Below are 12,790 nucleotides of genomic sequence, written 5' to 3'. Positions count from 1 at the left end.
TTTCTAATTTCTTTGGTCGGAGAGCAGACAAGGGACAGTGTAATGTCCTCTTTGTGTGCTCAGACATAAAAATGGTATATAAAAAGGAGTTTCGAGGCAAGATGCCTTTCAACTCCAAATATCGTAGCGCCGTTTTTTGTGTGGGCAAAATCGGGTGGGACCGGTTTTTGATAGCGGTAACATGGCCTTAATGCTTGTCTGCAACTAGCCTCATCCCCTAAGCTGAGAAGCGAAAGGAAGGGTGAATATGGGCGCTTGGTATGAGCACGCAATCATTTATCAGATCTACCCCAAGTCGTTTCAAGACAGCAACGGCGACGGCATCGGGGATTTGAAAGGCATCGAGAGTCGGATCCCCTACCTTCAGGCGCTGGGGATCAACACGGTGTGGCTGAATCCGTTGTTTGTATCGCCCCAAGTGGATAACGGGTACGACGTGGCCAATTACTATGCCATCGACAAACGGATGGGGACCATGGCGGACATGGAGGCGCTGATTGCGGCGTTTCATCGCGCAGGCATTCGCGTGCTGCTGGATTTTGTGCTTAATCACACGTCTGATCAGCACCCGTGGTTTCAGGACGCGATTCGCGACCCGCACAGCATTTACCGCGATTACTACATCTTTGACGGCAAAGACGGGCGGCGGCCGAATAACTGGGGCAGCTTTTTTGGCGGCTCGGTCTGGGAGCCGGATCCGGCAGGCACCGGGCAGTCCTATTTCCACTTGTTTGACAAGCGCATGCCAGACCTCAACTGGGCCAATCCCGAGGTCCGTCGGGCCATGGGGGACGTTGCTGAGTTCTGGCTGGCCAAGGGGATCGACGGGCTGCGGCTGGATGCGTTCATCCACATTGCCAAGGCCAATTTGCATCAGGATTTTCCGGCGGACAATGAGAATCCGGTTGTCGCGGAACCATTCTTCGCCAACCTGCCTCAGGTCCAAGAATGGCTCAGGCCGTTTTGCCAGCGGCTTCGCAGCGATTACCCCGATGTGTTTTTGCTGGGTGAGGCTTCATCTGCAGATCCGCATTTGGCGGTTGATTACACCGCGCCGCACAATGGCTTGATGGATTCGGTGATCACGTTTCGCTACTTCACGGATGACGAATCGCACCTGGATCCTCGGCTGCCCGCCACGTTTCAGCCCAAGCCGCTGGATTTTGCCGCGTTCAAGCATCACCAGCTCATTTGGCAGCAAACCTTGAACAAGGTGGCGCCGCCGACGTTATGGTGGAGTAACCACGACTTGGCCCGGCTGCGCACGCGCATTGCGAAAAATGACACCCAGGCGCGGTCACTGGCGATGCTCATGTATCTGCAGCGCGGCATTCCGGTGATTTACTACGGCGATGAACTGGGACTGAAGAATCTTGAATTTGATTCGGTCGCCGCTTTTCATGATCAAACGGTGGCACCGTTTGTGGCGCAGGCAAAGGCGGCTGGCATGACCGAAGCTGCCGCCTTAAAGCTGGTGTCACAAACGCACAAGCTGCCTGCCCGAGGGCCCATGCCCTGGGACCAGACCGCACATCACGGCTTTTCGCCAGCCACCCCCTGGCTGACCGGGCGCGCGGCAGAAGACACCAGCGCCGCCGAGCAAGCCGGGAAGGCTGGGAGCATGCTCCAATTTTATCGGCAGCTGATTGCGTTGAAGAAGCGTCCGGTGTTTCAAGATGGGGACTATTTGATGCTCACGACATCGGCAGACCTCTACGTGTACCAGCGGACGCTGGGAGCTGCGCGCGCGCTCGTGGCGGTTGAGCTGAGCGGCCGCGCGGCAACAGTGACACTGCCCAGTGGCGACTACCACTTAAGTTTAACTGCCGGTTCGGCAAAGCTGAACGGCAATCAGTTGACGCTTGCCCCATATGCGGGCGCGGTTCTAATCAATAATGAAGGAGACCAAGCATAATGAATACTGCAGCACTCCGGCACCGGCCGGAAAGTGAAGATTGCTACCTGTACACCAAGGGGTTGTTGACGTTGCACTTCCACACCGCCAAGGACGATGTGGCCAAGGTCACTTTGATCTATGGGGATCCCTACCTGACGGTGCTTGATCCGGCGACGAACAAGCCGGTTTGGCGGTACCAAACGCTGGCAATGCGCAAAATCGGGACGGGCCAAACTGAGGACTACTGGTCCGTTGATCTGCGGATGCCGTATTCGCGGTTGCAATATCAGTTTTTGGTTGAAGGCGCAGATGGGACCACGGTTCTGTATTCGGATCGGGGCCTGCGCGAGGATACCCCGGCCAACCGTACGGAAAATGTTTTTCGGATGCCCTACTTTCACGAGCTTGACCGGGTGAAGACGCCTGATTGGGCCAAGGAGACGGTTTGGTATCAGATTTTCCCTGAACGGTTTGCCAATGGGGATAAGCGCAATGACCCGGCTGGCACCAAGCCATGGCGGCCGGCTGATCACCCGGGTCGTGAGGACTATTACGGCGGGGATCTCCAGGGGGTGCTTGACCACTTGGACGACCTGCAGGCGCTGGGGGTCAACGGGCTGTATTTTTGCCCGTTGTTCACGGCGGCTTCGAATCATAAGTACGACACTATCGATTACTTTGACATCGATCCGGACTTCGGCGATAAGGCGCTTTTTGCCAAGCTGGTTGCTGAGGCCCACAAGCGCGGGATGAAAGTGATGCTGGACGCCGTCTTTAACCACATTGGCGAGCGCAGCCTGCAGTGGCAGGACGTCCTGAAAAATGGTGAAAAGTCGCGGTTTGCTTCCTGGTTCCACATCAATTCTTATCCACTGACACCTTTCAAAGACCCTAACCAAGGGGCGAAAGCGCCGCAGTACGAGACTTTTGCTTTCGAGCCGCACATGCCTAAGCTCAACACAGCCAATCCGGAAGTGCAGGATTATCTGCTGAACGTGGCGACCTACTGGATCAAGACGTTCGACATCGACGCTTGGCGGCTGGACGTGGCCAACGAGGTCGATCACCACTTCTGGAAGCGGTTCTACCAGGCGACGCAACAGGCCAAGAAGGACTTTCTGATCATCGGCGAGGTGTGGCATTCCAGCCAGCCGTGGCTGAATGGGGATCAGTTCTCCGGGGTCATGAACTACGCCTACACTGAGCAAATCGAGGATCATTTTCTGACCCACAAGCTGGATGCCGAGAGCCTAGTCGCGCTGTTGACTGACCAGCTGATGATGTACCGACCGCAAAATGATCAAGTGATGCTGAACATGCTGGATTCTCACGACACCGCGCGGCTTTTGACCGTGGCGCACGGGGATGAAGACCTGGCCATGCAGGCTTTGGCCTTCACCTTCACGCAAACCGGCATGCCGTGCATCTACTACGGCACAGAAATGGGCATGGCCGGTGAAAATGATCCCGACTGCCGGCGCCCAATGGACTGGTCCAAACTCAACGGGCCGGTTTGGCAGCGGATCCATGCGCTGATCGCCTTTCGCAGGCAGTACGCCGAAACGCTCGGCACAGGCACGACCCGCCTGACCGTGACGCCGAGCGGGCTGATCAAAGTGGCCCGCGACGGTAAGACGCACATCGAGGGGTACTTCAACACGACCGACCAGCCCGTTGCCTTGCCCGTCGACCCGGCTTTGGCCCAGGCGTATCAGGACGGTCAGCTGGCACCTAAGGGGTTTGCGCTGGTGGTGTTGTGAGATCTTGATAGCGGTAACAGAATATTCGGCCTATTAAAAACGCTTTCACCACGAGATAATCAAGTTGTAAATCAGTGAACCGCCTCGGCGGTGCAATTGGGGATATAAATGATGAAACGGATTTTTGAAATTGACCCGTGGCTGGTTCAAAGCCACGAACTCCATCCGCAGGAAATGCGCCTGCAGGAAAGCTTGACGGCGATCGGCAATGGCTACATGGGGATGCGAGGTAATTTTGAGGAAGGCTATTCCGGCGACCACTTGCAGGGAACTTATCTTGGCGGCGTGTGGTTTCCAGACAAGACGCGCGTCGGCTGGTGGAAAAACGGTTACCCCCAATACTTTGGCAAGGCGATCAACGCGCCGAGCTTCATTGGGATTGGGATCCGCATTAATGGTGAAGCCGTCGACCTGGCAACTGGCAAGTATCACGACTTCCGCATTGCCTTAGACATGCATCAAGGACTGCTGACGCGGACGTTCATTTACGAAGCCCAAGGCGCGACCGTTCAACTCACTTTTCGCCGCTTTTTGTCCAACGAAATTAAAGAAGCAGCCTTGATCGAAGTCCGCGCCCAAGTCCTCAGCGGCCACGCCACCATCGCCTTTGCTGCCACGCTTGACGGGAACGTCAGCAACGAAGACAGCAACTACGATGAGCGCTTCTGGCAGCCGGTTGCGGAAGATGCGCAGGCCCAAAGCATTCAGCTGATCACGAAGGCGAACCCTTACCAGGTGCCGCGCTTCACCGTGCTGCTGAAACAAGCACTGCGGGTCAACGGCCAGACTGCCCAAACGAGCAATGAAACAGCGAGTGGTCAAGCGGCCGCCCATCTGAGCGCCACACTTGCCGCCGGCCAAAGTCTCACGTTAGAAAAAGACGTGATTGTGGTGACCAGCCGCGACGTGGCCCCGGAAAAGCAGCCGCAAACCGCAAGTGCCTTGATGACGCAGTTGCAAACTGCCTCATTTGATCAGCGCCTGGCCAGTCACACAGCCATTTGGGCCCGCCGGTGGGCGCAAAGCGATGTGGTGATCGACGGCGATGCGGCAGCTCAGCAAGGGATTCGCTTCAACATCGCGCAGCTGTTCATGACGTATTACGGCGAAGACAAGCGGCTGAATGTCGGGCCCAAGGGCTTCACCGGTGAGAAGTACGGCGGTGCGACGTATTGGGACACTGAAGCCTATGTCGTGCCGATGTATCTGGCGGTGACGCCGCCAGATGTGACCCGAGCGCTGCTGGAATACCGGCACGATCAGTTGGCCGGCGCTTACCACAACGCCCAGCAGCAAGGCCTTAAGGGTGCGCTGTTCCCCATGGTGACCTTCAACGGCATCGAGTGCCACAACGAATGGGAAATCACCTTCGAGGAGATTCATCGCAACGCGGCAGTCGCGTTTGCGATTTATCAGTACACCGCATACACCGGCGACGAGAGTTACGTTAACCACGACGGGATGGAAGTGTTGGTCGGGATCAGCCGCTTCTGGGCCGATCGGGTCCATTTCTCAAAGCGCAAAGGCCAGTACATGATTCACGGCGTGACCGGCCCCAACGAGTACGAAAACAACGTTAACAACAACTGGTACACCAATACGATGGCCGCCTGGGTGCTCGAGTACACGTTGGCCCGGCTGCCCAAGGCTGATTCAACGCTGGTCAAGGCACTTGGCGTCACCGCCGAGGAGAAGGCGCACTGGCAGGACATCATCGATCGGATGTACTACCCGGTCGACAAGCAGCTTGGCATCTTCGTTCAAAACGATACGTTCCTGGACAAGGACCTGCAGCCGGCCAGCGCGATTCCAGAAGATCAGCGCCCCATCAATCAGCACTGGTCTTGGGATCACATCCTGCGCAGCCCTTACATCAAGCAGGCGGATGTTTTGCAAGGCATTTACTTCTTGAATGACCGCTTCACGCGGGCCCAAAAGGAGCGCAACTTCGATTTCTACGAGCCGCTCACGGTGCACGAAAGTTCACTGTCGGCTTCGATCCACGCCATTTTGGCGGCGGAGCTGGGTAAGCAGGAAAAAGCCGTTGAGTTGTACCGGCGGACCGCGCGCCTGGACCTTGACAATTACAATAACGACACGGCCGATGGGCTTCACATTACGTCTATGACCGGTTCGTGGCTCGCCATTGTCCAGGGCTTTGCGGGGATGCGGTACGACCACGATCAGTTGCGCTTCAAGCCGTTCTTGCCCAAGCAGTGGTCGCATTACAGTTTCAAGCTCAACTACCGCGGCCGGCTGCTGGCCGTCGACGTTGGGCAAAAGACGTTGGTCACGCTGCTGACTGGCGCCCCTCTCGACATTGAAGTCGATGGGCATGCGGTTCATCTGGTGAAGGAGGCAGCCCATGCTTAAGGGATTGTTGTTTGATCTTGATGGGGTGCTGACTGATTCCGCCAAGTATCACCTGCAGGCCTGGAACCAGCTGGCAAAAGATCTCAATATTACGCTGCCGCCAGAGGCCAATCAGCAGCTGCGGGGGCGCTCACGGCTGGATTCATTGAATCTGGTCCTCAGTTACGGGCACCAGGAGAATCGTTACACCAGCGCGCAAAAGGCCGCCTTCGCCAAGACCAAGAATCAGATGTATCTGCACCTGATCGAGGCGATGACCCCGGCAGACATTCTGCCCGGCATTAGTGACTTGCTCGCGGCAGCAAAGGCTGCCCACCTCACGATGGTGATCGCCTCGGCCTCGCGCAACGCCCCGGCGATCCTAAGCCGCCTCGGGCTGGCCGAGCAGTTCGACGGGATCGTGGATCCGGCCACGCTACACCGCGGCAAGCCTGATCCTGAGATTTACGAACGGGCGCAGGCCTTAGCCAAACTGAACACCACAGAAGTTGCGGCGTTTGAAGATGCTGCGGTGGGCGTTTCGGCAATCAAAGCAGCCGGTCAGTTCGCCGTTGGGATCGGCGATCCGGCAGTGCTCTACCAGGCAGATTACATTGTGCCAAGTACGGCAGCGCTAAAGCTCGAGGATATTCAGCGTGCCTATACAACGTGGCTGGAAAGAAAGGAAGCATGAGGACAAATGGTTGAAATCGATCTGGACCACCTATATAAAAAATACGACGACGGCGAAAATTATGCAGTCGAGGATTTTGACCTTCACATCAAGGACAAAGAGTTCATCGTGTTTGTTGGCCCTTCTGGGTGTGGGAAATCCACGACCTTGCGCATGATTGCGGGGCTGGAGGACATCAGCAAAGGCGAGCTGAAAATCGCCGGCAAGGTCATGAATGACGTGGCACCCAAGGATCGCAACATCGCCATGGTCTTCCAAAACTACGCGCTGTACCCGCACATGACGGTATACGACAACATGGCCTTTGGGCTCAAGCTCCGGCACTACAAGAAAGCCGACATTGATGACCGGGTCCAAAATGCAGCAGGGATTCTGGGCCTCCAGCCGTTTCTTGACCGCAAACCGGCTGCGCTTTCCGGCGGCCAACGCCAGCGGGTCGCGCTTGGCCGGGCGATTGTGCGGGATGCGCCAATCTTTCTGATGGACGAGCCGCTTTCCAACCTGGATGCCAAGTTGCGGGTCTCGATGCGAGCCGAAATTGCTAAGCTTCACCAGCGCCTGAACACCACCACGATTTACGTCACCCATGATCAAACTGAGGCGATGACGATGGCGGACCGGGTGGTGGTTATGTCAGTGGGCCACGTTCAGCAAATTGGGACACCGGCTCAGGTATACGAGAATCCTCGCAACAAATTCGTCGCGGGCTTCATGGGCTCGCCGTCGATGAACTTCTTCAACATGACCTATCACAATGGCGTGGTTTCCGACGGTAAGCACGTGACCCTCAAGGTGCCGGAAGGCCGCGCGAAGATTTTGGACGATCAGGGCTATGACGGCAAGGAGTTGATCTTTGGGATTCGGCCTGAAGACATTCACTCCGAGCAGGCCTTCTTGGATACCTGGCCGGATGCCGTGATCGATTCGACAGTCACGGTTTCCGAACTGCTGGGCGCTACGGAGCAGCTTTACCTGAAAGTTGACGATACCGAATACATTGCCAACGTCAACGCCCGCGATTTCCACAGTCCTGGCGACGCAGTCAAAATGGGGTTTGACGTCAACAAGGCCCACTTCTTTGACAAGGACACGGAGATGGCGATCACGAAGGACCCAGTGCCGTTAGAGGGCTAATGTGAGTTCGGCGTGCCGCGCCGGCGGACTGGGTGTCAACAGACACCGATTGGGTCGCGGCAGTCAGTTTTTCTCGCAGGTGGCAAAACCGCCTGCATGTCGACCTTCGTTATTAATTTAGGTTTCATGTTCTTATAAAACATTTTTTGGGAGGAATAACATCATGAAATTATGGCAGAAATTTGCTTTAGGCAGCACTGCACTACTTTCAGCAACGGTTCTGGCTGCTTGCGGCAATTCTGGTTCCGGCTCCTCAAGCAGTAGTTCAGGCAAAAATGGCGTGTCCGGTTCGGTCAAGCTTTGGGTCGACAACACGCAGGTCAGCTCCTACAAGTCAATCGTGAAGGATTTCAACAAGAAGTACCCAGACGTGAAGGTCAAAGTGACCCAGAGTCCTAACGGGTCCTCGAACGCGAAGACTGATGTGGCTAAGGATCCTTCGAAGGCTGCAGACGTGTTTGAAGTGCCAAATGACCAACTCGGTCAAATGGCTTCTGCCGGCTACATCAACCCGCTTTCTCCAGATGCCACCAAGACCATCAAGCAGGATAACGTTGATAGCGCCGTTAAAGGCGTCACCTGGAAGAACAAGCTTTACGCCTTTCCGTTTGCGATGCAGGCGCAGACTTTGTACTACAACAAGTCTAAGCTGAGCGCTGAAGACGTCAAAGACTGGGACACCATGACGGCGAAGAGCGTTGTGGCAACGGACTTCACGGTTCCTTATAACGTTTACCCGATCTTCCTGTCGGCCGGCACTTACATGTACGGGAAGAGCGGCGAAGATCTGAAGGGGACTAACGTCAACACCCAAGAAGGGGTCAACGCGATGGAATGGTACGCCGCGCAAAAGAACAACAAAGGCGTCATGCAGACCTCTAGCATGCTCAACCAGCTCAAGTCTGGCAAGGCCGGTGCGATTCTCGACGGCCCTTGGGACGCTGTGAACATCAAGAAACTGTTGGGCAAGAACTTCGGCGTTGCGCCGTACCCAACCATCACGATTGGCGGCAAGAAAGTTCAAATGCAGGCCTTCCTTGGAATTGAAACCTTTGCGGTCAACTCTCACACTGCCACCAAGAACCAAAAAGCCGCAGCCACGCTGGCTCAGTACATTACCAACAAAGCATCGCAGCTGGTCATCTACAAAGATCAGGGTCAGATCCCAGTTGATAAGTCAGCCCAGCAGACTGCAACCTTCAAGAACGATCCAGTGGCTGTCGCCGTCAAGACGATGTCGCAGCCAGGTCACTCCACACTGATGCCGAAGATGCCTGAAATTGCGACGCTTTGGGATCAGGCCGCGCCACTGATCAACGGTGCTTACAGCGGTTCAATCAAGCCTGCCGACTACATGACGAAGCTGACTTCATTCCACAATGCCGTTTCTAAAGCCAACTAGGCGTTGAACGTTCTGATGGTTGAGCTTGACCAATCTTGTACGTAAAGGAGAAGGTAGCGTATGTTCAGGAGAAAAAATAAACTCCCACCGGCAGCAACTTATCGGGAAGTCTGGCGCAAGGGCGATTGGACGACAAAGCTCTCATTCTTTGTCATGGGCGCATCGGCGCTGAAGAATCGCCAGTGGGTCAAAGGGGCAGCGTTCCTGATCACAGAAGTGGCCTTTCTGATTTGGCTGGTTTTCAGCGGCATTTCCTCGCTCAGCATGCTGAGTAACCTGGGGACGCTCAAGACCAAGAAAGTCGTTTTTGATCAGTCGCAAGGGGTCTATTTAACCAAGCTGCCGGACAATTCCGTCGTGATCTTACTCTTCGGGGTGCTGGCGGTGATCTTGCTGATCGCGATGGTGGGCCTGTACTGGGTCAACCTGCGTTCGACCCGGAAGTTATATGTGTTGAACCGCGACCACGGTCACATTGAAACCAACGGTGAGGAATTGGCGTCGTTGCTCGACGAGCGGCTGCACAGTGTCCTGCTGACGATCCCGATTATTGGGATCGTGGCGTTCACTATCCTGCCCACGGTGTACATGATCTCAATGGCGTTCACGAACTATGATTCCCACCATTCGATCGGCTTCTCCTGGACTGGGTTCCAAGCCTTTCACAACGTGCTTTCTGGTGATTTAGCCGGAACCTTCTTCCCCGTGCTCGGCTGGACCTTGATCTGGGCGGTTTGTGCGACGGCGACGACGTTCTTCTTCGGCGTCCTGCTGGCGATGCTGATCGAATCCAAGGGAATCAAGCACAAGGCCTTCTGGCGCACCATGTTCATCATTGTGTACGCGGTCCCGCAGTTTGTTTCTCTGCTGATGATGGCACAATTTCTTGACCTTCAGGGGCCACTGAACAACCTGCTGTTATCCTGGCACTGGATCGCCAAGCCAATCAACTTTATTGGGGCCTCTGCTAATCCGCTCGTGGCTCGGATCACGGTGATCGTCGTCAACATGTGGGTCGGGATTCCAGTTTCAATGCTGGTGTCCACGGCGATCATTCAGAACTTGCCGGAAGATCAGATCGAGGCGGCCCGGATGGACGGTGCTAACCCGTTCCAGGTCTTCAAGTCGATCACCTTCCCGCAGATCCTGTTCGTGATGGCACCATCCCTGATCCAGCAGTTCATTGGCAATATCAACAACTTCAACGTCATTTACCTGTTGACCGGGGGCTACCCGATGAACAACAACTACAGTGGGGCTGGTGATACCGATTTGCTGGTGACCTGGCTGTACAACTTGACCTTTGGCCAGACGCAGCGGTACAACGCTTCGGCGGTCTTAGGGATCCTGATTTTCATCATCAGTGCGGTATTCTCACTGTTTGCTTACCGGCGGACGAACGCTTTCAAGGAGGGCTGAGATCATGAAATCATACAAAGCACAGCGGCGCCTTTCGCTGAGCCTCCGTTACGTTCTGCTGGCCGTGTTGGTGGTCGTGTGGTTGTTTCCCATTGTTTGGATCATTTTGGCGAGTCTCTCGTACAACGATACCGGGTTTGTGTCGACCATTTGGCCCGAGAAATTCACGCTGAGTAATTACACGGGAATGCTGCTGAACAAGCAGTACCCGTTCCTGGACTGGATGCGTAACACCCTGCTCGTGTCCACAGTGTCGATGATTTTATCGACCTTCATCACGATTTCCGTTGCCTACACCCTGTCGCGGCTTCGCTTCGCTTTTCGGAAGAAGTTCTTGCAGATCGCGTTGATTCTGGGGATGTTCCCCGGGTTCATGTCGATGATCGCCTTGTACTACATTCTAAAGAGCTTCAACATGCTGAACCTTGCGGGGTTGACGATGGTCTATGTCGGCGGTGCGGGACTTTCCTTCTACATCGCAAAAGGGTTCTTTGACACCATTCCGCGGTCGATCGATGAGGCCGCAGAGATGGATGGCGCGACCAGGTGGCAGGTTTTCCTGCACATTGGGCTGCCGCTGTCCAAGCCGATGATCGTTTACACGGCCTTGACCACGTTCATCGCCCCATGGGTCGACTTCATTTTCTCCGGGATCATCCTGTCTTCTTCAGGCAACCCGAAGAACTACACGATCGCGTACGGGCTTTATAACATGCTGCACAGTGCTAAGGGCACCTCAACCACGTTCTTCACCCAGTTTATTGCCGGGTGTGTCATGATCGCGGTCCCAATCACCATTTTGTTCGTGATCATGCAGAAGTTCTATGTCAACGGGATCACTGCCGGGGCGGACAAAGGTTAATGGATCCAGCGTCGTTCAAGCGCTGGTGAGTGTCTGAACTCGGCTTCGGCCTCCAACCGGAAGGGATCTGACTGGTAACGGTCAGGTCCCTTTAGTTGTCCGGCCGCCGCGTGAGGCGCTGTCTGAGTTGGTGTAAAATGAGTGGTACAAATCAGTGGTGAATCTTCAGGAGGGTCCTCATGGTTACTTTGTCAGATGTCGCAAAACAGGCTAACGTGTCTAAAATGACTGTTTCGCGAGTGATCAATCATCCAGAACAGGTGACGCCGGAATTGCGGTGCCTGGTCGAAGAGGCGATGACGGCGTTAAATTATCATCCCAACTCAGCAGCCAAGGCCCTGGCCAACAATCGCACGAACGTCATCAAAGTGGTGATCCTGGAAGACATTGATACAACGGAGCCGTATTACATGAGCCTGATTTTTGGCATTGCCAAGGGGCTGGATAAACAAGGCTATGCGCTTCAGCTGGTCACTGACCGAGCGCACCTCACTGGGGGAAACCGGGCCGATGGGTTCATCGTGACTGGTGAGCGGGCCAAGGATATTCCGCTGATCGAACAGCTGACCCAGCCGTTCGTCATTTTTGGTGAGAATCGCTACGGTTTTGATTACATCGACAGCGACAATAAGGCTGGCACGGCCTTGGCAACGAATTACGCCTTGGCCAAGAATTATCAATCGATCGTCTTCATCGGGCTGGACGTGAAAGAGTCCTTTGAGTACTCAAGAGAGGCGGGGTACATCAACACCCTCCAGCAACACCAAAAGATCCCGCAGATTTACCGGCTGGCGAATCACTCGCACGTGTCTCAGGCCTTTATCACCGATAACTGGCACAAGTTTGCGCCGGACACCTGCTTTATTTGCGCGTCTGATCGCATTGCGGTGGGCGTGGAGCGCGGCATTCTCGAAAACGGCGGCAACGTGCCCCGCGATTTTGGCATTATCGGCTTCGACGGGGTCTTTCTCGATCAGGTCGCGAACCCGCAACTGACCACGGTGAAGCAGCCGGTTCAGCAGCTGGGTGAGCTGCTGGCTCGCATGCTGCTGCAGAAATTGGCGCAAAGCGGCGCGCAACAGGGCGAGGTCCTGGTGACGCCAGAATTAGTGACACGTGGCAGCACGCGTGATTAATTAGTTGATCCGTAGCGGCAGTGGCCGTTACGGATTTTTTTGGCAAATTTTAAAATAGCGGTTGACGATAATGAGTAGTTGGTGTAAATTCTAATCATTAACTAATTTAAGGAAGGGTGAGCTTTCATGAAACA

The 12,790-nt window shown here is 55.1% G+C and carries 9 protein-coding genes; all 9 read left to right on the top strand.

The genetic code is table 11. The features are described 5' to 3' along the window. Positions 1-247: 247 nt before the first annotated feature. Positions 248-1,915, top strand: a complete 1,668-nt coding sequence (locus tag JUE30_RS05355; protein ID WP_203623948.1) for an alpha-glucosidase — start codon at positions 248-250, stop codon at positions 1,913-1,915. Continuing rightward, on the top strand, positions 1,915-3,657 hold the full coding sequence (locus JUE30_RS05350; protein WP_203623947.1) for a glycoside hydrolase family 13 protein: 1,743 nt from the start codon (positions 1,915-1,917) through the stop codon (positions 3,655-3,657). The genes JUE30_RS05355 and JUE30_RS05350 overlap by 1 nt, the downstream gene beginning before the upstream one ends. Positions 3,658-3,768: 111 nt before the next feature. Next, on the top strand, positions 3,769-6,030 hold the full coding sequence (locus JUE30_RS05345; protein WP_203623951.1) for a glycoside hydrolase family 65 protein: 2,262 nt from the start codon (positions 3,769-3,771) through the stop codon (positions 6,028-6,030). Then, a complete protein-coding gene (gene pgmB / locus JUE30_RS05340) occupies positions 6,023-6,703 on the top strand; it encodes a beta-phosphoglucomutase (RefSeq protein WP_203623946.1) in 681 nt (226 codons plus the stop codon). Before JUE30_RS05345 ends, pgmB begins: the two co-directional genes overlap by 8 nt. 6 nt (positions 6,704-6,709) lie before the next feature. Then, positions 6,710-7,837, top strand: a complete 1,128-nt coding sequence (locus tag JUE30_RS05335; RefSeq protein ID WP_125758226.1) for an ABC transporter ATP-binding protein — start codon at positions 6,710-6,712, stop codon at positions 7,835-7,837. A gap of 163 nt (positions 7,838-8,000) precedes the next feature. Further along, positions 8,001-9,239 carry an extracellular solute-binding protein gene (locus tag JUE30_RS05330; RefSeq protein WP_203623945.1) on the top strand — a complete coding sequence of 413 codons (1,239 nt, stop codon included), beginning with the start codon at positions 8,001-8,003 and terminating at the stop codon, positions 9,237-9,239. Positions 9,240-9,299: 60 nt separating this feature from the next. After that, positions 9,300-10,658 carry a carbohydrate ABC transporter permease gene (locus tag JUE30_RS05325; protein ID WP_125758228.1) on the top strand — a complete coding sequence of 453 codons (1,359 nt, stop codon included), beginning with the start codon at positions 9,300-9,302 and terminating at the stop codon, positions 10,656-10,658. Positions 10,659-10,662: 4 nt separating this feature from the next. Then, a complete protein-coding gene (locus tag JUE30_RS05320; RefSeq protein WP_203623944.1) occupies positions 10,663-11,520 on the top strand; it encodes a sugar ABC transporter permease in 858 nt (285 codons plus the stop codon). A gap of 179 nt (positions 11,521-11,699) precedes the next feature. Further along, complete coding sequence (locus JUE30_RS05315; protein ID WP_125758232.1) at positions 11,700-12,656, top strand: LacI family DNA-binding transcriptional regulator; 957 nt, start codon at positions 11,700-11,702, stop codon at positions 12,654-12,656. Positions 12,657-12,790: the final 134 nt, after the last annotated feature.

Source organism: Lacticaseibacillus sp. 866-1 (genome assembly GCF_016861825.1).
GTDB lineage: Bacteria > Bacillota > Bacilli > Lactobacillales > Lactobacillaceae > Lacticaseibacillus.
Note: the sequence above shows the minus strand (reverse complement) of the source record. Positions and strands in the feature narration are given on the sequence as shown.